The 21,094-nt window shown below is 66.2% G+C and carries 23 protein-coding genes; 15 read left to right on the top strand and 8 right to left on the bottom strand.

All coding sequences use genetic code 11. From position 1 onward, the window contains the following. Positions 1-199: 199 nt before the first annotated feature. The 7 genes from C8C95_RS12455 (at position 200) to C8C95_RS12425 (ending at position 6,464) form a co-directional block, all read left to right on the top strand. On the top strand, positions 200-1,111 hold the full coding sequence (locus C8C95_RS12455; RefSeq protein WP_116748787.1) for a sulfurtransferase: 912 nt from the start codon (positions 200-202) through the stop codon (positions 1,109-1,111). Between the two features lie 86 nt (positions 1,112-1,197). Next, positions 1,198-1,767 carry an OsmC family protein gene (locus C8C95_RS12450; RefSeq protein ID WP_008905298.1) on the top strand — a complete coding sequence of 190 codons (570 nt, stop codon included), beginning with the start codon at positions 1,198-1,200 and terminating at the stop codon, positions 1,765-1,767. A 45-nt stretch (positions 1,768-1,812) separates the two neighbouring features. Beyond that, complete coding sequence (locus tag C8C95_RS12445; protein ID WP_116748786.1) at positions 1,813-2,970, top strand: acyl-CoA dehydrogenase family protein; 1,158 nt, start codon at positions 1,813-1,815, stop codon at positions 2,968-2,970. Beyond that, entirely contained in the window at positions 2,967-4,292 is a 1,326-nt protein-coding gene (locus C8C95_RS12440) for an FAD-dependent oxidoreductase (protein ID WP_116748785.1), read from the top strand. Before C8C95_RS12445 ends, C8C95_RS12440 begins: the two co-directional genes overlap by 4 nt. 152 nt (positions 4,293-4,444) lie before the next feature. Further along, positions 4,445-5,023, top strand: a complete 579-nt coding sequence (locus tag C8C95_RS12435; protein WP_116748784.1) for a DUF3455 domain-containing protein — start codon at positions 4,445-4,447, stop codon at positions 5,021-5,023. Positions 5,024-5,130: 107 nt separating this feature from the next. After that, positions 5,131-5,697, top strand: coding sequence for a sigma-70 family RNA polymerase sigma factor (locus C8C95_RS12430; RefSeq protein ID WP_116748783.1), 567 nt, complete (start codon positions 5,131-5,133; stop codon positions 5,695-5,697). Beyond that, positions 5,694-6,464, top strand: coding sequence for an anti-sigma factor (locus C8C95_RS12425; RefSeq protein ID WP_116748782.1), 771 nt, complete (start codon positions 5,694-5,696; stop codon positions 6,462-6,464). The genes C8C95_RS12430 and C8C95_RS12425 overlap by 4 nt, the downstream gene beginning before the upstream one ends. Positions 6,465-6,486: 22 nt before the next feature. On the opposite strand, the gene cynS is transcribed toward C8C95_RS12425, so the two are convergent. The 6 genes from cynS to C8C95_RS12395 all read right to left on the bottom strand — a co-directional run bounded on the left by cynS (position 6,487) and on the right by C8C95_RS12395 (position 12,232). Next, a complete protein-coding gene (gene cynS, locus C8C95_RS12420) occupies positions 6,487-6,930 on the bottom strand; it encodes a cyanase (protein WP_008905293.1) in 444 nt (147 codons plus the stop codon). Positions 6,931-7,042: 112 nt separating this feature from the next. Next, entirely contained in the window at positions 7,043-7,918 is an 876-nt protein-coding gene (locus tag C8C95_RS12415) for an ABC transporter ATP-binding protein (RefSeq protein ID WP_116748781.1), read from the bottom strand. Further along, entirely contained in the window at positions 7,908-8,777 is an 870-nt protein-coding gene (gene ntrB / locus C8C95_RS12410) for a nitrate ABC transporter permease (protein ID WP_116748780.1), read from the bottom strand. The genes C8C95_RS12415 and ntrB overlap by 11 nt, the downstream gene beginning before the upstream one ends. A 1-nt stretch (position 8,778) precedes the next feature. Continuing rightward, the gene (locus tag C8C95_RS12405; RefSeq protein WP_116748779.1) at positions 8,779-10,185 is read right to left on the bottom strand and encodes a CmpA/NrtA family ABC transporter substrate-binding protein; all 1,407 of its coding nucleotides are present in this window, start codon (positions 10,183-10,185) and stop codon (positions 8,779-8,781) included. A gap of 146 nt (positions 10,186-10,331) precedes the next feature. Further along, positions 10,332-11,027 (bottom strand): response regulator transcription factor, encoded by a 696-nt coding sequence (locus C8C95_RS12400; protein ID WP_116748778.1) that lies wholly within the window; start codon positions 11,025-11,027, stop codon positions 10,332-10,334. Beyond that, a complete protein-coding gene (locus C8C95_RS12395) occupies positions 11,024-12,232 on the bottom strand; it encodes a PAS domain-containing sensor histidine kinase (protein ID WP_116748777.1) in 1,209 nt (402 codons plus the stop codon). The genes C8C95_RS12400 and C8C95_RS12395 overlap by 4 nt, the downstream gene beginning before the upstream one ends. Positions 12,233-12,322: 90 nt before the next feature. Between C8C95_RS12395 and C8C95_RS12390 the strand changes: the two genes are divergently transcribed. The 3 genes from C8C95_RS12390 to C8C95_RS12380 are packed head-to-tail and all read left to right on the top strand — an operon-like array spanning position 12,323 to position 15,035. After that, positions 12,323-13,174, top strand: coding sequence for an ABC transporter permease (locus C8C95_RS12390; RefSeq protein WP_056745601.1), 852 nt, complete (start codon positions 12,323-12,325; stop codon positions 13,172-13,174). Continuing rightward, positions 13,171-13,686 carry a hypothetical protein gene (locus tag C8C95_RS12385; RefSeq protein ID WP_116748776.1) on the top strand — a complete coding sequence of 172 codons (516 nt, stop codon included), beginning with the start codon at positions 13,171-13,173 and terminating at the stop codon, positions 13,684-13,686. The genes C8C95_RS12390 and C8C95_RS12385 overlap by 4 nt, the downstream gene beginning before the upstream one ends. Continuing rightward, entirely contained in the window at positions 13,683-15,035 is a 1,353-nt protein-coding gene (locus C8C95_RS12380; protein ID WP_116750266.1) for a GAF domain-containing protein, read from the top strand. The genes C8C95_RS12385 and C8C95_RS12380 overlap by 4 nt, the downstream gene beginning before the upstream one ends. Before the next feature lie 27 nt (positions 15,036-15,062). Here C8C95_RS12380 and C8C95_RS12375 read toward each other — a convergent pair whose 3' ends face one another. Further along, positions 15,063-15,800 (bottom strand): hypothetical protein, encoded by a 738-nt coding sequence (locus tag C8C95_RS12375; RefSeq protein ID WP_116748775.1) that lies wholly within the window; start codon positions 15,798-15,800, stop codon positions 15,063-15,065. Positions 15,801-15,988: 188 nt separating this feature from the next. Further along, positions 15,989-17,578 carry a choline dehydrogenase gene (locus C8C95_RS12370; RefSeq protein WP_116748774.1) on the bottom strand — a complete coding sequence of 530 codons (1,590 nt, stop codon included), beginning with the start codon at positions 17,576-17,578 and terminating at the stop codon, positions 15,989-15,991. Between the two features lie 129 nt (positions 17,579-17,707). Between C8C95_RS12370 and C8C95_RS12365 the strand changes: the two genes are divergently transcribed. The 5 genes from C8C95_RS12365 (at position 17,708) to C8C95_RS12345 (ending at position 21,072) form a co-directional block, all read left to right on the top strand. After that, positions 17,708-18,556 carry a 3-hydroxybutyryl-CoA dehydrogenase gene (locus C8C95_RS12365; RefSeq protein ID WP_015012375.1) on the top strand — a complete coding sequence of 283 codons (849 nt, stop codon included), beginning with the start codon at positions 17,708-17,710 and terminating at the stop codon, positions 18,554-18,556. 81 nt (positions 18,557-18,637) lie between these two features. After that, positions 18,638-19,456: a crotonase/enoyl-CoA hydratase family protein gene (locus C8C95_RS12360; protein WP_116748773.1), complete on the top strand. Its 819-nt coding sequence runs from the start codon at positions 18,638-18,640 to the stop codon at positions 19,454-19,456. 271 nt (positions 19,457-19,727) lie between these two features. Continuing rightward, positions 19,728-20,192 carry a MarR family transcriptional regulator gene (locus C8C95_RS12355; protein WP_056745613.1) on the top strand — a complete coding sequence of 155 codons (465 nt, stop codon included), beginning with the start codon at positions 19,728-19,730 and terminating at the stop codon, positions 20,190-20,192. A 72-nt stretch (positions 20,193-20,264) separates the two neighbouring features. Next, positions 20,265-20,681, top strand: coding sequence for an organic hydroperoxide resistance protein (locus C8C95_RS12350; RefSeq protein WP_056060042.1), 417 nt, complete (start codon positions 20,265-20,267; stop codon positions 20,679-20,681). Positions 20,682-20,685: 4 nt separating this feature from the next. Continuing rightward, positions 20,686-21,072, top strand: coding sequence for a DUF1304 domain-containing protein (locus C8C95_RS12345; protein ID WP_116748772.1), 387 nt, complete (start codon positions 20,686-20,688; stop codon positions 21,070-21,072). Positions 21,073-21,094 lie beyond the last annotated feature (22 nt).

Raw genomic sequence — 21,094 nt, 5'->3', positions numbered from 1 at the left:
GTCCAGGGCCGTCTGGTCCACCCCGACCAGCGGCATGTGGCAACACTCCATTTACTATCAAATCAATAGCTATCAGCGCATATTACACTAGCGCATACAGCCATTTCCATTCAAATCTTCTCATCCACAACCGCTCTGGCACACCTGTTGCGATAAGGAGGGCAGGCATCCCGCCCACCACCGCACCGAAAGGTTTTCCATGAGCACCGTGACCGCTACCGCCTCCGACGCCGTCCTCATCTCGCCCACCCAGTTGTTGGCCCAGCAAGCCGCAGAGCCCGTGGTGCTGATCGACACCCGCGACGCCGACACCTATGCCCTGGGGCACATCCCCGGCGCGGTGAACCTGCGCGAGACCTTCACCTACCTCGCCACCTCCACGCCCCAAGGCCTGCAGGAGCTGAAAGACACCTTTGCCGCGCACCTGGGCGCCATCGGCCTGTCGGGTGCGGAGGCGGCGGTGTTCTATGAAGATGCGCTCAACAGCGGCTACGGCCAGTCGTGTCGGGGCTACTACCTGCTGACCTGGCTGGGCTACCCCAAGGTCAAGGTATTGAATGGCGGCTACTCGGCCTGGAAGGCGGCAGAGCTACCCGTCTCCACCGAGGCCGTGGTGCCCACGCCCGCCATCTTCCCCACCCAGCTGGCCACCACCGATGTGATGCTGACCAAGGAGGATGTGATCGAGGCCCTGGGCACCGACACCGTGCTGCTGGACGTGCGCGATGTGGACGAGTGGATTGGCGACAGCTCCAGCCCTTATGGCAAGGACTTTGCGCCGCGCAAAGGCCGCCTGCCGGGCGCCAAGTGGCTGGAGTGGTACCGCTTCATGAAGCCCTCGCCCCAGGGTCCGGTGTTCAAGTCGCCCGACGAAGTGCGCGCCGAATGCGCCACGGCGGGCATCAGCCCGGCGGACACGGTGTACCTGTATTGCTTCAAGGGCGCACGCGCGTCCAACACCTTCCTGGCGCTCAAGCAGGCGGGCTTTGCCGATGTGCGCATGTACTTCGGCTCGTGGAACGAATGGTCGCGCGACGACAAGCTGCCGATCGAAAGCGGGCTGCCGCTGGTCAAGTTCCCCAAAAAGCCTGCGCTGGCACTGGCGGCCTGAGCCCCGTGCGTTGTTGCAGCGGGCGTGGCCCGCTGCGAACCCTGTCCTTCTTTTTAGCATTCCCTTCTCTTTCTCCAAGGAACACCATGTCCACCGATCTGCTGGAACCCTCTGCCCCCGTCACCACCGTGCACACGCACCTGCGCCCCATAGACCGCGACGGGCTGATGGCCTTTGCCGACAAGGGCCGCAACAACCCTGCCAGCCGGGGCACCAACAAGGTCCACACGGTGATGGAAGGGCAGTACCGCTCGCTGAGCTATGTGGGCAATCATGCGCCGGTGGTGGTGGACGAGCCGCTGCACCTGTTCGGTCAGGACACGGCGCCAGCGCCCGGCGAAATCGTGCTGTCAGGCCTGGGCGGCTGCCTGGCCGTGGGGATCACGGCGGTGGCCACCTGGAAGCAGGTCAAGCTCAGCAAGATCGAGGTGTTCATGGAAGGCGACATCGGCAACCCCGCCGCCTGGGGCGCTGGCGGCGCGCTGCAAAAGACGCCGCCCGAAATGGGCTTCCAGGCCATCCGCGTGAAGGTGCTGGTGGAGGGCGACGCGCCGCGCGAGGTGCTAGACGAGATCGTGCAGCACGCCAACTTCTACTCGCCCGTGGCCAACAGCATGCGCAACCCCATTCCCTTCGAAATCAGTCTGGCGGACTAAAGAGCCCCCCACCATCGAGCCCGCCCCGCGCACCCAAGGAGCCCCATGAACCCCGCCGACCTCCCTCCCCAACTCCACCTGGACGGCGCCCTGCGGGGCGATGCGCTGCTGGCCGCCGTGCGTCAGATCGCGCAGGGCCCGCTGGCCGCGCAGGTGGAGGCAATTGACCGCACCGGCTACTACCCCTGCGCGGAGCTGCAGCAGCTGGCCGCCGTGGGCGCGATGAGCGCGCACCTGGACAGCACCGCCGGCCCGGCCGACTACGGCCTGGCCATCCGCGCCATGGCCGAGGCCTCGCGCGTGTGCGGCGCCACCGGCTTCATGATGTGGTGCCAGGCGGTGTGTGGGCTGTACCTGCAGCAGTCGGGCAACCCCGCGCTGATGGGCGATGTGCTGCAGCGCCACGCCAGCGGCGCAGGCATGGGCGGCACGGCGCTGTCCAACCCCATGAAGAGCTATGCGCAGATCGAAAGCCTGCTGCTCAAGGCCACGCCGGTGGAGGGCGGCTACCTCGTCAACGGCACCCTGCCCTGGGTGAGCAACCTGGGGCCCGACCACTACTGCGGCGCGATTGCGGCGGTGGTGGAGGCCGACGGTGCGGCCAGCCAGCGCGAGGTGATGTTCCTGCTGCGCGGCGACGCACCGGGCGTGGAGATGCGCGAATGCCCCAGCTTCTCCGCCATGGAGGGCACGGGCACCTATGCGCTGCGGCTCAATGACCATTTCATCGGCACGGCCGACACCATGGCCGACCCCACCCGGCCTTTCATCGCCCGCATCCGCGCTGCGTTTGTGATGCTGCAATGTGGCATGGCCGTGGGCATCACCCAGGGCGCCATCGACTCGATGTGGGCGGTGGAGGCCCAACTGGGCCATGTCAACCAGTTCCTGGAAGACCGGCCCGACGCGCTGCAGGCCGAACTGGATGCACTGACTGCACGCGTCATGCAACTGGCCCAGACCCCGTTCGACACGAGCACCGACTTCTTCATCGACGTGCTGGACGCCCGTGCCCATGGCGCGGAGCTGTGCCTGCGCGCCGCCCAGTCCGCCCTGATGCACCAGGGTGCGCGCGGCTACCTCATGAGCTCGGACGTGCAGCGGCGCGTGCGCGAGTCGCACTTTGTGGCCATCGTCACGCCCGCCATCAAGCACCTGCGCAAGGAGATCGCCCGGCTCAGCACCGAGGAGATGCCTGGATGACGCCCGCCCTCCCCACCGCCACCACGCCGTCAGTTGCCTCCGAGTTCGTGTTGAGCGCGGCATCGCAGGCGCTGTGCGATGCGTTTGCCGACGCGGCCACCCAGGCGCCCTGGCAAAGCTACATCTGCAACGCCTGCGGCTACGTCTACCACGAGGCCGACGGCGACCCCGATGGCGGCCTGCCGCCCGGCACGCGGCTGGCAGACATACCCGACGACTGGGCCTGCCCCTTGTGCGGCGTGACCAAGGCCGATTTTTCGCCGTACGAAGCCCCCACGCTGGAGGCGCTGCGGGCGCAGGCCAGCGCAGCGCCAGCCGCCTCCCTGCGCGTGCGTGGCGAGCTGGGCGTGGTCATCGTCGGCGCGGGCCGTGCAGGCTGGCAACTGGCCGAAACCCTGCGCCAACACAGCGCCACGCTGCCCATCACCCTGGTGACGGCCTGCGCGGGCGACCGGTACGACAAGCCTTTGCTGTCGGTGGCCATGGCGCGCCAGCTGGACCCGCTGGCCCTGGTGTCCGAAACCGGTCGCGATGCGGCGCACCGCCTGGGCGTCACCCTGCTGGCCCACACCCATGCCGTGCGCATCTGCGCCGACACCCGCCAATTGCGCACCACGCGGGGCGTGCTGCGCTACGGCCACCTGGTGCTGGCCCACGGTGCGCAGGCCGCCTTGCCTCCGGGCTTGCCCGCCAGCCTGTGCTGGCGCATCAACCACCTGGACGCCTACCAGCGCCTGCGCCAGCACCTGGGCGACCAGCCCAAGGACGTGCTCATCATCGGCGCGGGCCTGGTCGGCAGTGAGCTGGCCAACGACCTGGCACTGGGCGGCCACCACATCACGCTGCTGGACACGGCCACCGAACCACTGGCGCGCTGGCACGACCAGCAGGCGGGCCCGCAGCTGCTGGACGCCTGGAAAGACCTGTCCATCCGCTTTGAAGGCGGTCTGCAGGTGGAGCAGGTGGAACGCGTGGGCTCGCGCTACCGCGTCTCCACCACCAGCGGGCGGCGTTTTGCGGCGGACGAAGTGGTGGTGGCTGCAGGCCTGCTGCCCCCCCACCGCCTGGCGCAGAGTGCAGGGCTTGATTGGACCCATGGCATTGCGGTGGACGCAGGCACGCTGCAAACCAGCGTATCCCGCATCCATGCACTGGGCGATTGCATCAGCATCGAAGGGCAGTGCAGCCGCTACATCGAACCGATTGCCCGGCAGGCGCGAACGCTGGCGGCCGCCATCCTGGGCCAGCCGGTGGCCCCCTATGAGCACCGGGCGGCCGTGGTGCGGGTCAAGACCACCACCCGGCCGCTGACCCTGCATTGAGGCAGCCTCGGGCCCGGGCGGCAATCTTGCCCGGGCTGGCACCGGTAAAAAATTTTGGCATCCACTGCATCCAAACGGCGTTTTCGTGGGTAGTACCTACAGCAGCGCAACTTGCTGCTGTCCTATCAACCCACAGACCAGAGAGAAACGCCATGACCGTCCACACGTCCCCCATCTCCCGCCTGCTGCCGCTGACGGGTGCCATTGCCGCCGCCGTGCTGCTGAGCGCCTGCGGTTCGATGATGTCGTCGCCTTCCAAATCCATGTATTCGCAGGACAGCCTGCCCGACAGCATCAAGGTGCCGGCTGGCAACAAGGTGGCGATGGAAACCGTGGGCGTGGGCGAGATCACCTACGAATGCCGCGACAAGGCCAACATGCCCGGCCAGACCGAATGGGTGTTCGTGGGCCCCAAGGCCGTGCTGAATGACCGCAGCGGCAAACAAGTGGGCACCTACTACGGCCCGCCGGCCACCTGGGAGTCGAGCGATGGGTCCAAGCTGACAGCCACCCAGCTAGCCGTGGCGCCATCGGGCACGGGCAACCTGCCCTACCAGCTCGTCAAGGCCAACCCTGCCATGGGCTCCGGCGCCATGACCGGCGTAACCTTCATCCAGCGCGTGGCCTTGAAGGGCGGCGTGGCACCTGCTGCCGCCTGCACCACCGCCAACAAGGGCGAGCGCCAGATCGTGAAGTACCAGGCCGACTACATCTTCTGGAAGGCCGCGTAAACCACGCACACTCAATCCCCTGCCCAGCGGGGGCTACCGCCGGAAGGCGGTGGGTTTGCGGCTACGATGCGCCCACCATCCAGCCGAGGCCCCGCCGCCTGCACAACGTGCCCCAAGTTCCTGGCGATTTTGACTACGAAGCCGCTTTGGCCGCCTGCGCAGCAGGCGACCGGCAAGCCATGCACCGCCTTTATGAACAGGAAGGTGCGCGGCTGCTGGGCGTGGCGCTGCGCATCGTGCGCCAGCGTGCGCTGGCCGAGGACATCGTGCACGATGCCTGCGTCAATATCTGGACGCGCGCCGCCAGCTACGACGCGAGCCGGGGCAGCGCACGCGGCTGGATCTACAGCGTGGTGCGCAACCTGGCCCTGAACGCCATGCGCGACGGCAGCCGCCACGTGGATGTGGACGACACCACCACCCAAGCCCTGGAGGCCGACATGTCTGTGCAGGCCCACCACGAGGTCGAGGAAACCTTTGAACTCAACGCCAGCCTGGGCCGCCTGCAGTATTGCCTGGAGGCCTTGGACCCGGCGCGCCGCAACTGCGTGCTGCACGCCTATGTGGACGGCTGCTCGCACAGCGAAATCGCCGAACGTCTGGGCGCCCCGCTGGGCACCGTGAAGGCCTGGATACGGCGCAGCCTGGTATCGCTGCGGGAGTGCATGGCATGACCGGTGTGCGCAACACACCGCCTACCTCCTCGCCGGACGACCTGCATGTGCTGGCGGGTGAGTACGTGCTGGGCACCCTGCCCGCAGCAGATCGCCAAGCCTTGCAGCAACGCCTGCCCGGTGACCGAGCACTGCAGCAGGCGGTGGCCGAATGGGAAGCCCGCCTGCTGCCGCTGACCCAGCTGGCCGAGCCCATCACGCCGCCCGCTGCCTTGTGGGCACGCATCGATCAATCGCTGCAGGCCGCCAGCGCGCAGCCAGTTGCGACGTCCGTTGCCTCCCGACCCCGCGCAAAAACCGAGCGCAAGCCATCCGTGCGCTGGTGGGACCACCTGGGCCTGTGGCGTGCCCTCGCCGGCTCGGGCTTTGCCATGGCGGCGGTGCTCGCGGCAGTGCTCGTCACCCGCACCGCCCCAGTGGCCGCGCCGCCACAGTTCATGGTGGTGCTGGTCGCGCCGCAGGACAAGGCCCCTGGCTGGGTGGTGCAAGCCAGCTCCCCCCGGCAGATCAGCCTGATTCCGCTGGGTATGGCCGAAGTACCGGCTGACAAGGCTCTGGAGTTCTGGACCAAGGCGGATGGCTGGAGCGGTCCCGTGTCGCTGGGCCTGGTGCAGCCTGGTCAGCCGCTGCAGATTCCGCTGGACAAGCTGCCCCCGCTGCAGCCCAACCAGTTGTTCGAGCTGACGCTGGAGCCGCCGACAGGCTCGCCGATTGGCAAACCCACGGGGCCCATCCAGTTCATCGGCCGCGCCGTCAAGGTGCTGTGACGAACACGGCCTGGGCCCGATTTCAGTACTGCTTGTAGGGCAGGAACTTGCCCGACAGGACCACATTCACGCGGTCGCCATTGGGATTGGCTTCGCGCTGTATGTCCATGCTGAAGTCGATGGCGCTCATGATGCCGTCGCCAAACTCTTCGTGGATCAGCTCCTTGATGGTGGTGCCGTACACGCTCACCACCTCGTACCAGCGGTAGATCAGCGGGTCTGTGGGCACGGGTGTGGGCAGCGAGCCCTTGTATGGCACTACCTGCAGCCACTTCTGCTCCTCGGCCGTGAGGCCAAAGATCTTGCCCACGATCTTGGCCTGCTCGGGCGTAGCGGTCATCTGGCCCAGGCACAGGGCCGTCGTCCATTCCTTGGACTGGCCGACCTTCTTGGCAATGGCCTCCCATTGCAGGCCCTTGGCGACCTTGGTGCTGATGATCTTTTCGGTAACGTCGTTGCGGTTCATGGTGATGGCTCCTTCGGTTGGATGGTTTTGGAACGGGGAACAAAAACTTCAGGGTGCAGCCCTCCCTGTCGCCCACAAGGGGCAACACGACAGGGCTTGGTTGCTCAGGAAATCAGTGGGCTTTGGCGCGCGTCACCAAGAAGTCCACGATGTGGTTGCGCAGCGCGTAGTAGCCGTCCAGGTGGTGCAGGCTGGTGCGCGTGCGTTCGCGTGGCAGCGGGTTGACCACCACCTCGGCGATGCCACCGGGGCGGTAGCCCTCGGGCGTCTCGTTGCCGTTGCTCATCAGCAGGATGCGGTCGGCCAGCAAAATGGCTTCGTCCACATCGTGCGTGATCATGAACACCGTCTGCTGCGTCTGGCGCACGATGGTCATCAGCTCGTCCTGGATGGTGCCGCGTGTGAGCGCATCGAGTGCGCCAAAGGGCTCATCCAATAGCAGCATCTTGGGCTGGATGGAGAACGCGCGTGCAATGCCCACGCGCTGCTTCATGCCGCCCGAGAGTTGCGAAGGCTTCTTGTCGATGGCCGGGCTCAGGCCCACCAGCGCCACGAACTTCTCCACATGCGCATCGACCTGGCTCTTCTTCCAGTCGGGCCAGCGCGACTTCACGGCAAACGCGATGTTCTGGCGCACCGTGAGCCAGGGCATGAGCGCGTGACTCTGGAACACCACGCCCCGGTCCAGGCTGGGGCCGGCCACTTCGCGCCCGTCCATGATGACGGTGCCCGAGGTGGCGGTGTCCAGCCCCGCCAGCACGTTCAGGATGGTGGTCTTGCCGCAGCCCGAGTGGCCGATGATGCAGACGAACTCGCCCTTGTCGAGCGTGAACGACACGTCGGCAAACACGGGTTTGGTGGGTACAAAGGCCTTGCTCAGCCGGTCGATCTGGAGGAAGCCTTGGGTCACGGCAGAGGCCTTTCGTTGCGGTGCGTCAGTGGCAAGAGGGGCTGGAACAGCCGGGCGCTGGGCAACATCACTCCACATAGGTCACCACCTTCTGCAGCTGGCCAAACGCCAGGTCGAGCAACATGCCCACCACGCCGATCACCAGGATGGCGAAGATCACGTTGGTGAGCGACAGGTTGTTCCACTCGTTCCACACGAAGTAGCCGATCCCCGTGCCGCCCACCAGCATCTCGGCCGCCACGATCACCAGCCACGCGATGCCCATGCTGATGCGCATGCCCGTGAGGATGGTGGGCGCCGCCGCGGGCAGGATCACCAGGAACGCCTTGCGCAGCGGGTTGACCTGCAGCGTGGCCGACACGTTGAGCCAGTCGCGCTTGACCGATGCCACACCAAATGCCGTGTTCACCAGCATGGGCCACACCGAGCAGATGAAGATCACAAAGATGCCCGAGATGGACGAGTCCTTGATGGTGTAGAGCGCGAGGGGCATCCACGCCAGCGGGCTGATGGGCTTGAGCACCTGGATGAACGGGTCGAACGCGCGGCGCAGCAGCGGCGACATGCCGATGATGAAACCGAGCGGGATCGCCACCAGGCAGGCCAGGCCAAAGCCCAGCGCAACGCGGCCCAGCGAATGCGCGAGCTGGATGGCGATGCCCTTGTCGTTGGGGCCGTTGTCATAGAACGGGTTGGACACGTGCCCCCACACGGTACGGCCCATCTCTGCCAGTGAGGGGAAGCCACTGCCCTTGGCGCTGGCGCCCGGGTCCTTGCCCATCATCTTGGCGTACTCGATCTGCTCGGCCGTCATACCCGCCGTGCCACCGCTGGCACCCGACGAAGACGTGGCCACGTACCAGATGCCCAGCAGCGTGAGGAAGATGAGCACGGACAACAGGCCCGCGCGCAGGTTGAGGTTTTTGGCGGCAGTCATGTCATGCCGCCTTGCGGATGGGGAAGCTCTTGGCGTACTCGGCCGCCTTCGCCGCATCGAACTCGCGCCCCATGATCTTGAACTTGGGGTACGCGCCGTCGGGCACCTTCTGGTCCAGCGCCTTCATCTGCTTTTTCGCATCGGTGATGAGGAAAACCTTTTCGGCAATCTGCTTGTAGTCCACATCGCCCTTGATGTAGCCCCAGCGCTGCATCTGCGTGAGCATCCACACGGCCATGCTTTGCCAGGGCATGGGGTCGAAGTCGGCGCGGTCGGGCACGTTCTGGATCTTGCCCAGCCCATCGGCGAACTTGCCGGTGAGCACCTGGTTGATCACGGCCTCGGGCTGGTTCAGGTAGGCCTGGGGCGCAATCACCTTGGCGATCAGCTCGCGGTTCTTGGGGTCGCGCGCCATGGCTGCCGAGGTGAGCACCGCGCGGTACAGCGCGGCAAAGGTGTTGGGGTTCTTCTGGATGAACTCGGTGCTGGTGCCGAAGGCGCAGCAGGGGTGGCCGTTCCACAGGTCCTTGGTGAGCAGGTGGATGAAACCGACTTCCTCGAACACGGCGCGCTGGTTGAACGGATCGGGGCCCAGGAAGCCATCGATATTGCCCGCGCGCAGGTTGGCCACCATCTCGGCGGGTGGCACCACGCGCAGCTGCACGTCAGTGTCGGGGTTCAGGCCCGCCTCGGCCAGGTAGTAGCGCAGCAGGAAGTTGTGCATGCTGTACTCGAACGGAATCGCGAACTTGAAGCCCTTCCAGTTCTTGGGGTCGCGGTTGTCCTTGTGCTTGAGGGCGAGCGTGATGGCCTGGCCGTTCACGTTCTGGATGGTGGCCACGTTCATCGGCGTGGCGTTGGAGCCCAGGCCCATGGAGATCGCGAGCGGCATGGGGCTCAGGAAGTGCGTGGCGTCGTACTCCTTGTTGATCATCTTGTCGCGGATCAGTGCCCAGCCTGCCGTCTTGGTGACTTCGACGCTCAGGCCCTGCTTGCTGTAGAAGCCCAGCGGGTGGGCCATGATCAGCGGGGTGGCGCAGGTGATCGGGATGAAGCCGATCTTGAGGTTGGTCTTCTCCAGTGCGCCCTGTTTCTCTTGCGCCATGGCCTGCATGCTGGCCACGGGCAACACGCTGGCGATGGCCGCCATGGCCGTTCCCTTACCCACCGCCTTGATGAAGCGGCGGCGCACTGCGTCTTGCGGAAACAGCGCCTTGACCAGCGTGGCTTCGATGAACTCGTTGCTGTAGAGCTCGAACTCACGGGTCTCGCTGCGCTGGCGCAGGGTGGCTGCGGCGGCATCGGCCGACACCTCGGTGTGGTGGTCGGCCACCGTGTGGTCGCGGCCACAGCTGCATTTCAGCATCAACGGGCGGTCGGCATCGTAGGGCGAGAAGAATTCGGACATGGCACACCTCGAAGAAGTTGGTGCCAGGCGTTACGCAAAGCGCGGGCCAGTTTTTGCCGGTGCCGGCCCGCTGTCATGAATTCGTGGGTGTGGTGTCTACAGCGTGTAGGGCCAGCACTACAAATCGGGCATGTAGCGCCCGCAAATCATTCAGCAGGCGCGCCGCGCGCCAGCAGCGCCAGCTCCACGTCGTTGCGCGCGCCGGTCTTTTCGAGGATGCGGGCGCGGTAGGTGCTCACCGTGTTGGGCGCGAGCTTGAGCTGCGCACCAATTTCGCTCACGCTCTGCCCGGCCGTGAGCAGACGGAACACCTGGTGCTCTCGATAGGAGAGCGCGTCTACTCCAGCGGGCGCGCCCTGCTGGGCGGCGCGCACCACCCCGGTGCGCTCCACGGCGCCCGCCAGGGCTTGCGCCGTGGCCTCGGTCAAGTAGCGCCCGCCTGCCGCCACCTTGCGCACGGCGGCCACCATGTCGTCGGGGTCGGCGCTTTTGTGCAGGTAGCCCGCTGCGCCCATCTGGATGCAGCGCACCGCATATTGCCGCTCGGGGTAGGTGCTGAGCATCAGCACCGGCAGCGCGGGCCAGGCCTTGCGCAGCGCCTGCAGCACTTCAAGGCCATCCATGCCCGGCATGGCGATGTCCAGCAGTACCAGGTCCAGCCCGGGTGCTCCCGTGCGCCCCTGCAGCGCCGTAACCTGCTCCAGCACCTCGCTGCCCTGGGTGGCCTCGGCCACCACGGCGATCTCGGGCGTGCCGTTGGCGGGGTCGCCCAGCACCTGCTTGAGCCCCTCCCGCACGATGCGGTGGTCATCCCCGATCAATACGCGAACCACGGAATTCATGACAGCTCCAGAGGAATCAGCAATTGCAGGCACGAGCCCTGCCCCGGCTCGCTGGTGATGGTCAGCTGGCCGCCCAGCTGCCGCGCCCGTTCGCGCATGCCCATCACCCCATAGGCGGTGGGCGCCTCCAGCGCCTGGCGGGTGGCGCCCACGCCGTTGTCGCGCACACGCAGTTGCAGCACATCGTCCTGCACGTCAATCGCAATGTCGATGGCGCTGGCCTGCGCGTGGCGGCCCACATTGCTCAGCATCTCCTGGAAGATGCGGAACACGGCGATGGCGGCGGGCTCGGGCAGGTGCAGGGTGGCGGGCACCTCCATCTGCCACGCCAGCTCCAGTTCGGCCGACTGCACGAACTCCTGCGCCTGCCACTCCAGCGCCGCCCACAGGCCCTGGTGGTCCAGGATGCTGGGGCGCAGGTCGGTGATGATGCGGCCCACGTTGTCCACCGCGTTTTCGATCAGGCGGCTCATGTTCTGGCACTTGCAGCGCATCTGGGTGCGCATGTCGCCTGCGGCCTCGGGCGTGCGCTCGCCCTGCTCGCCCAGGCGCTTGTGCAGCCAGTTGACATCCATCTTCAGCGCCACCAGCAGGCTGCCCAGCTCGTCGTGCACTTCGCGGGCGATGCGGGTGCGTTCGTCTTCGCGCACCTGCTCCGAGTAGGCCGACAGCTCGCGCAGCTGCGCCAGCGCCTGCGACAGCTCTTGTGTGCGTGCTGCCACGCGGCGCTCCAGCTCGTCGTTGGCGCGGGCCAGCTCATCGTGCGCGCGCTGCAGCTCATCGGCGGCACGCTTGCGGCTGGTAATGTCCACAAAAGCGATCACGGCACCCTGCACCTGATCGCCTTCCAAAATGGGGTGGCTCGAGTACTCCACGGCAAACGCCGAGCCATCGCGGCGCCAGAACACCTCGGTGTCCACACGACAGGGCAGGCCCTGACGGAACGCATTGAAGATGGGGCAGTCGCCATCCGCATACGGGCTGCCGTCGGGGTGGCTGTGGTGGGTGAGCGCGTGCATGTTGCGCCCCATCACCTCATCGGCCGCAAAGCCCAGCATCTGCGCGCCCGCCCGGTTGATGAACACGCAGTTGCCCGCCAGATCAATGCCAAACACCCCCTCGCCCGTGGACTCCAGCAGCAGCCCCAGGCGGTTCTGCCAGAGGGCACTGGCACCGGCGGGCAGGTTCAGGACGTGGGTGGACATAGGTGTACCCTAGCAATGGCCGTGCCCAGGTAGCGACCAGGAACACATCGGGGACTGTGCGCCCGCCCGCCAACATCGCACAATAAGCGGATGCAAACCGCTCACCCGCCCTCTGTGGCCACTGTGGCCCCGCCCCCGCCGTCGGTATGGCGCCCGCCCAGCCTGTCCGTGCGCTGGTGGCCCGTGTTCATGCGCAACCTGCTGGTCTGGCGCAAGCTGGCCATCCCCAGCCTGGTGGGCAACATTGCCGAACCGCTGATGTGGCTGGTGGCCTTTGGCTACGGCATGGGGGCCCTGGTGGGGCAGGTGAACGTGGGCGGCGCGGCGGGCGACACCAAGGTGCCCTACATCCTGTTCCTGGCCAGCGGCTCCATCTGCATGAGCGCCATGAACGCGGCCAGCTTCGAGGCGCTGTACTCGGCCTTCTCGCGCATGCATGTGCAAAAGACCTGGGACGGCATCATGAACGCGCCGGTGAGCCTCGACGATGTGGTGCTGGCCGAGATGCTGTGGGCCGCGTTCAAGGCGCTGTTCACCGTCACCGCCATCCTCGGCGTGATGCTGGCCCTCTCCATCAGCCACAGCCCCAAGCTGTTGGTGGCCTGGCCGGTGCTGCTGTTCGTGGGGGTGATGTTCTCCAGCATCGCGCTCATCTTCAATGCGCTGGCCAAGGGGTATGACTTTTTTACCTACTACTTCACGCTGGTGCTCACGCCCATGATGTTTCTCTCGGGCGTGTTCTTCCCGCGCGAGCAGCTGCCTCCCATCGTGCGCGCCATCTCCGACTGGCTGCCGCTGACCAACGCGGTCGAGCTGGTGCGCCCGCTGTTCATGGACCAGTGGCCTGCCCACCCGCTGCGCCATGGCCTGGTGCTGGTGGTGACCACCGTGGTGGCCTTCTGGGTGGCCCTGGCCCTGACCCGCAAGCGCTTCAAGGCATGACCGCACTGCTCGGCTCCAGCCATATCGCCATGGTGGCCAAAGGCGTGTCAGCCATCGTGGCGTCACGCGACGCGGCCCTGCGGCCGAGCATCATGCGGGCCGTGGGCAGCCACATCAGCGACGATGGGCAGGAGGTCACGGTGTACCTGCGGAGCAGCCAGTCTGAACAATTGCTGCAGGACATTGCGCACACTGGAGAGATTGCCGTGGTGTTCAGCGTGCCGTCCACCCACCAGACGCTGCAGCTCAAGGCCCGCCGGGCCACGCAGCGCCCGGCCCATGACGGTGACCTGCCGGTGTTGCAGGCCTACCTGCAGTCCATGGTGCAGGAGGTGGGCCAGGTCGGCTACGGGCCGCAGTATGTGGGCGCCATGCTGGCGGCACCGCTGCAGGATGTGGTGGCCGTGAGCTTCACGCCCACCAGCGCGTTCGACCAGACACCGGGCCCGCGCGCCGGCGCGGAGTTGTGTTCGCCACCCACATCACCCTCACCACCTACGCCGCAGCCATGAGCACCGCAGCGCCGTCCCTGCACAGCATCCGCCCCTGCCTGGAGGGTGCGATTCCCGCCATCATGGCCACCTGTGACCCCGACGGCACACCCAACGTGGCCTACATCTCGCAGGTGGTCTATGTGGATGCGGGGCATGTGGCGCTGTCGTTCCAGTTCTTCAACAAGACCCGCCAGAACATCCTGCGCAACCCGCGTGCGTCCGTGCTGGTGCTGGACCCGCTCACCGCCCACTTCTACCGCCTGCACCTGCTGTACGAGCGCACCGAGGACAGCGGCCCGGTGTTCGAGAGCATGCGCGCGCAGCTGGCGGGCATTGCGTCGCATTCGGGCATGGCCGAGGTGTTTGAGCTCAAGGGCGCCGACATCTACGCCGTAGAGCACATCGAATCGGTGGCGGGCGAAGGCCTGCCGGCACCCGCGCCGCGCGCCGGGCTGCTGCACACGCTGCGCCTGTGCAGCGAAAGCATTGCGCGCTGCACGGGGCTGGACGAATTGCTGCAAGGCGCGCTGCAGGGCCTGCAGCACAAGCTGGGCATCCAGCATGCCATGGTGCTGATGCTGGACGCCAGCGCCCAGCAGCTCTACACGGTGGCCAGCTGCGGCTACGCCACGTCGGGCGTGGGTTCCGAGATCCGGCTGGGCCAGGGCGTGATCGGCATGGCCGCGCGCGAGCGCACGCCGGTGCGCATCAGCCACATGACGCACGCCGCCCTGTACAGCCATGCCATCCGCGAAAGCATGGACGCGCATGCCGCACCCGATGCGCCCCCGTTGCGCGGCCTGGACATCCCTTACCCCGGCCTGCCAGAGCCGCACAGCCAGGTGGCGGTGCCGCTGCTGTCGGCCGGACGCCTGCTGGGAGTGCTGTTTGCCGAGAGCCCCGAGGACATGCGCTTTGGTTTCGAGGATGAAGACCTGCTGGTGGCCATTGCGGGCCAGCTGGCCGCCGCCATCGACCTGCTGCAGGCCGCGCCCGATACGCCCGAGCCGCTGCCTACTCCAACAGCGGCACCGCCGGTGAGCGGCAGCGCGCTGCGGGTGCGCCACTTTGCGGCCAACGACAGCGTGTTCATCAACGACGACTATTTGATCAAGGGCGTGGCGGGCGCCATTGTCTGGAAGCTGCTGCGCGACCACCAGCACACCGGGCGCGTGGACTTCACCAACCGCGAACTGCGGCTGGACCCCGCCCTGCGCCTGCCCGATGTGGCCGACAACCTGGAGGCCCGCCTGCTGTTGCTGCAGCGCCGCCTGCAGGAGAACTGCCCGCACATCCACATCGAAAAAACAGGGCGCGGGCGCTTTCGGCTGTGCGTACTGCGCCCCGTGGTGCTGGAAGACGCTTGACGCCTTCACGCCACTGATTTCTCAAAGTCAGTGCACCAGACCCGGCACCACCGGCAGGCCCAGGCTGCGCATCAGCTTGGTCCACTCAGGCTGCGTGAGGTGCGGCTGCACTTGCGCCAGCACCGCTGCCAGCACAGGGGCAGGCGCATGCTGCTTCATGTCCGACAGCATGGCCGTGCGCTCGGCGGGTGACATGTAGGGCACCATCCAGCGGGCCACCACCATCATTTCCTGCGGCGGGATCGAGGCCACCAGCGCATCGTGCACGCCCGCCAGTTCTGCATCGGTGTAGCACTGCCAGAGCACGCGGTTGTGCGCAGTCTCTTCCTCGTGCATGTGCTCAAAGTTGTGCGCCACAAACAGCGCCAGCTGGCGGTACAGGGCTAGGGTGGCTGCGGGGCGTGCGGGCTTGGCACAGGCCATCAGGTGGTTCACCCCGTCTGCCAGGGTCGTGATGGCCTCTTCGTGCTCCACATGTTCGCCCGCAATTTTCTGGCTGGAGCCGGGCTGGCGCGCCTCCATGGCGGCGTGCACAAACTGGTTCTCGTGGTGCAGGTGCGCGCGGCACAGGTCCAGCAGCTGCATCACGCGGTCGCAGGTGTGGGCAAACTCCAGGTCATCCTCGACATCCATGCGGCCCAGGCCCAGCAGCGTGTCTGCCATGAAGGCGCGCAGCGCCTTGTGGATGCTGGCGTACATGTCCATGCGGGGGGCGGCGGGCTGGGCTTGTGTCAGTGCGGCAATTTCGCGGGCATCAATCTTCATCACGTTCTTTCATGGCCCCGGTGGGCTCTTTCAGCGCCTTTTTTTGGGCGCTGGGCCGGGTGCACCATGCACCCGTTTCCATGCAAAGAAGTCTAGAAATTCGCCGCGCTTTTGCCTGTTAAAAACTCCTTAAACAGACCCTTTGAAAACCTTAAAAATCGCGTTCCGGGCGCCAAACGTGAAATCGTTCACGGCGCGGCGCGCAGCAGGTCCACCGCCTTTTCCGCAATCATCACCGTGGGCGCATTGGTGTTGCCGCTCACGATGCGCGGCATGATGGACGCGTCCACCACACGCAGGCCCGCGAGGCCATGCACACGCAGTTCGGCATCCACCACATCCAGCGGCCCAGGCCCCATGCGGCAGGTGCCCACGGGGTGGTAGATGGTGTCGGCGTACTGGCGGATGAACTGCTCGATCTCGGCATCGGTGCGCGCACTGGCCGAGGCCGCCAGCTCCTTGGCGCCGAACTTCGCGAGCGCCGGTTGCATGAGGATCTCCCGCGTGCGTTTGAAGCCACGCACCATGCGCGCCATGTCGTCGGGGTCCGCCAGAAAGTTCGGATCGACCAAAGGCAAGGCCATAGGGTCACGGCTGGCCAGCGTGACCGAGCCCCGGCTCTTGGGCTGCAGCAGGCACACGTGGGCCGAGTAGCCGTGGCCAAACACGGTCTTGCGTCCGTGGTCCACCAGCTTGCCGATCACAAAGTGCAGCTGCAGGTCGGGCGCGGGCTCGGACGGGTCGCTCTTGATGAAGCCCCCCGCCTCGGCAAAGTTCGTGGTCAACATGCCCGTGCGCTGCTTGCGCCATTCGGCTATGCCCCGCAGCGTCTGCGCCATGCCCGACAGTGACAGGCCGAACAGGTCCTTGAGCTCGGGTGCGTCCAGCACCTGCACCACGTCGGGGTGGTCGTGCAGGTGCTGGCCCACGCCCGGCAGGTCGTGCAGCACCGGGATGCCTTGTTGCTGCAAGTGTGCGGCAGGTCCCACGCCCGACAGCATCAGCAGCTGCGGCGACAGCAGTGCGCCTGCACTCAACAGCACCTCGCGTCCCGCCCGCACCTGCTTCAAGGCGCCGCCCTGGCGGTATTCGACACCCACGGCGCGTGTACCCTCAAACAGGATGCGCGTGGCATGCGCACCGGTGATGACCTGCAGGTTGGGCCGCGCCAGGTGCGGCGTGAGGTAGCCCTTGGCTGCGCTGTGGCGCTCGCCGTTCTTGTGCGTGACCTGGTACAGGCCCACGCCTTCCTGCGTGGCGCCGTTGAAGTCGGTGTTGTGCGGGTGCCCGGCCTGCACCCCTGCGTCGGTGAAGTATTGGCTGAACCGGTTGGGCGCACGCAGGTCCGCCACGTTGAAGGGACCGCCCCGACCATGCCAGTCGTTGGCACCGCGCTCGTTGTTCTCGGCGCGCAGAAAGTAGGGCTTCACATCCTCCCAACCCCAGCCCGGGTTGCCCTGCGCGGCCCAGTGGTCGTAGTCGGCGTGCTGGCCCCGGATGTAGACCATGGCGTTGATCGAGCTGGAGCCCCCCAGCACCTTGCCACGGGGCTGGTAGCCGCGCCGGTTGTTCAGCGCGGTCTGCGGGGTGGTATTAAAGCCCCAGCCATTCAGCTCGAACTTGGCCATCACGGCCAGCCCGGCCGGGCAGTGGATGAGCACGCTGTTGTCGGCAGGCCCCGCCTCCAGCAGGCACACGCGCACTGCGGGGTTCTCAGTCAGGCGGCCGGCCAGCACCGAGCCTGCCGAGCCGCCGCCGATCACGATGTAGTCGAACATGTTGTGGTGTCTCCTCCGCCATGCTGCGCAGCGGCTTGTTGGTTCAGGTTTGACGCACGATAACCGAACGGTCGTGCGATTCCCCTTACCATTCCGTCCATCCGTTTCACTTTGAAGAGGGCTCTCTATATGACGATTCAGACCGTAGGCATCATCGGCGCAGGCACCATGGGCAACGGCATTGCACAGGCCTGTGCGGTGTCGGGCATCAACGTGGTGATGGTCGACATCTCGGATGCTGCAGTGCAAAAAGGCCTGGCCACCGTGGCCGGCAGCTTGGACCGCCTGATCAAGAAGGAAAAGATCAGCGAAGCCGACAAGGCGGCCGCCCTGGCGCGCATCAAGACTTCCACCAGCTACGACGACCTGAAGGCCGCGCAATTGGTGATCGAGGCCGCCACCGAAAACTACGAACTCAAGCTCAAGATCCTCAAGCAGGTGGACGCCATCGTGGCGCCCGAGGTGATCATTGCCTCGAACACCTCTTCGATCTCCATCACCAAGCTGGCCGCCGCCACCAGCCGCGCAGACCGCTTCATCGGCATGCACTTCTTCAACCCCGTGCCCATGATGGCGCTGGTGGAGATCATTCGCGGCCTGCAGACCAGCGACGCGACCCACGACGCCGTGAAGGCCCTGGCCGAGGCGCTGGGCAAGAGCCCCATCACCGTGAAAAACGCGCCCGGCTTTGTGGTCAACCGCATTCTGGTGCCGATGATCAACGAGGCCTTCTTTGTGCTGGCCGAGGGCCTGGCCACGCCCGAGGACATCGACGCGGGCATGAAGCTCGGCTGCAACCAGCCCATCGGCCCGCTGGCCCTGGCCGACATGATCGGCCTGGATGTGTGCCTGGCCGTGATGGACGTGTACCTGACCGAGTTTGGCGACAGCAAGTACCGCCCCTGCCCGCTGCTCAAGGAAATGGTGGCCGCCGGCCGCCTGGGCCGCAAGACCGGCCAGGGCGTCTACACCTACTGACGGCCCTCAGCGCGCTGTCCCTCGGGGGACGGCGCGCAGTTTCCATTGCGTTTTCAATCATGGGCCAGGAGACCTGCGCCCATGACAAACATCACCCCCACCACGCCCCCGCCCGAGGGCAACATCGACACCCAGGTCATCGGCCATGTGCTGCTGATCGGCATCAACCGGCCTGCCAAGCGCAATGGCTGGACGCCCCCCATGTTCCGCCAGCTGGCCGAGGCCTATACCCGGCTGGACGACGACCCGCAGCTCCGCGTGGGCGTGCTGCATGCGTTTGGCGACCACTTCACCGCAGGGCTCGACCTGCCCGCCGTGAGCGCCTACATGCAGCGCGGCGAAAAAGCCATCCCCGAAGGCCTGGTGGAGCCGCACGACTACGGCCTGCCTGGCTACCGGCGCCGCACCAAGCCCATGGTGGTGGCGGTCAAGGGCATCTGCTTCACCGTGGGCATCGAGCTGATGCTGGGCGCCGACATCGTGGTGGCGGCCGACAACTGCCGCTTCTCGCAGATGGAAGTGCAGCGCGGCATCATGGCCACGGGCGGCGCCACATTGCGCATGGCAGAGCGTGCGGGCACGGGCAATGCGCTGCTGCACCTGCTGACGGCCGACGAGTTCGGCAGCGCCGAGGCGTACCGGCTGAACTTTGTGCAAAAAGTGGTGCCGACTGGCCAGGAGCTGCAGGAAGCGCTGCAGATTGCCCAGCGCATCGAAGCCCAGGCGCCGCTGGCCGTGGTCGCCACGCGGCTCAACGTGCTCAAGGCCATCGAGCAAGGCCAGGCGGCGGCGGTGGCAGAGTTCATACCCGTGCAAAAGCAACTGGCCAACAGCGAAGACGCGGCCGAAGGCGTGCGCGCGTTTGTCGAGCGCCGGCCCGCGCAGTTCAGCGGACGCTGAGGGCCTGGTGGTTCGTCGTCGCCCGAACCACCATGCGTCAAATTTCAAGCCCAATCGACTGCTAGCGTATATGAATCATGCGCCAGAAGCTCTGCTATTGATAGCATCTTCCGGAGAGTGACGGGGGCACGGCGCCCCCGCCTGCGCCAACGGCACGCGCCAATAGCACCGATGGCGCGGCGCCGCTCGCCCACCCACACAAGCCCACCCATTAACAAAGTTTTTCACAATTCAATTGCACGCAATTGAATTTGCACCCACAATTCACCCCATGCCCAGCCACAGCACACCCCACACCCCCAGCCCCGCCATCCTGCGGCTGGACAACCAGGTCTGCTTTGCGCTGTATTCCGCCTCGCTGGCGATGACCAAGCTGTACAAACCGCTGCTCGACCAGTTCGGCCTGACCTACCCCCAGTATCTCGTGATGCTGGTGCTGTGGGAACAGGATGGCGTGACGGTGTCCGAGCTGGGCGAGCGCCTGTTCCTCGACTCCGGCACGCTCACGCCGTTGCTCAAGCGCCTGGAGGCACAGGGCCACATTGCCCGGTTGCGCGATGTGCAGGACGAGCGCCGTGTGCGCATCACCCTCACGTCGCAAGGCCGCGCGCTGCGCAACCAGGCCGAAGCCATTCCACCGTGCGTGCTGCAAAGCAGCCAGTGCTCGATTGCCGAGCTGACCACCTTGACCACCGAACTCAAGCAGCTGCGAGACCGGCTCAGCGAGCAACGCTGACGGCCTGCAGACAACGCAAGAACCGATTCCCTCCACCGCCCGCCAGTGGGCAACAACCGCAAGGAAGACACCATGACCACACTCGAAAAAGTCCTGTACACCGCCAAGTCGCACGTGACCGGTGGCCGCGATGGCGCCGCCAAAACCGATGACGGCCGCCTGGACGTCAAGCTGTCCTCGCCCGGTACCTCCGGCACCGGCACCAACCCCGAGCAGCTGTTTGCCTCCGGCTACGCAGCGTGCTTCATCGGCGCGATGAAGGCTGTGGGTGGCAAGATCGGCATCCCCGTGCCCCAGGACGTGTCCATCGACGCCGAAGTGGACCTGGGCCCCATCCCGAACGCCTACGGCATCGCTGCCCGCCTGGCCATCAGCCTGCCCGGCCTGGACAAGGCCACGGCCCAGAAGCTGGTAGACGCCGCCCACCAGGTCTGCCCCTACTCCAACGCCACGCGCGGCAACATTGACGTGACCATCACGATCGTCTAAGACCATGGGCCGCCTGCTGATCCCCCGCATCGCGGTGGCCCTGGTGGCCATCGAGCATGTGTACATCCTCGTGCTCGAAATGTTCTTCTGGAACAAGCCCCTGGGCATGAAAACCTTCAACCTGACCCAGGAGCTGGCCGACGCCACCACCACGTTGGCGGCCAACCAGGGGCTGTACAACGGTTTTCTGGCGGCAGGCCTGTTCTGGGGGCTGTTCACCGGCAACCGGGTGTTCAAGATCTTCTTCCTGGCCTGCGTGATCGTGGCCGGGGTATTTGGCGCCGCCACCGCAGCGCCCAAGATCTTCTTCAGCCAGGCGCTGCCCGCGATCATTGCGCTGGGCCTGGTGCTGGCGCTGGACAAAAAAGCCGCCGCACAGCGCAGCCTCTGAGCTCCCAAAATCATAGCTGCCA

Source organism: Acidovorax sp. 99 (assembly GCF_003096455.1).
GTDB classification, from domain to species: Bacteria; Pseudomonadota; Gammaproteobacteria; order Burkholderiales; family Burkholderiaceae_C; genus Acidovorax; species Acidovorax delafieldii.
Note: the sequence above shows the minus strand (reverse complement) of the source record. Positions and strands in the feature narration are given on the sequence as shown.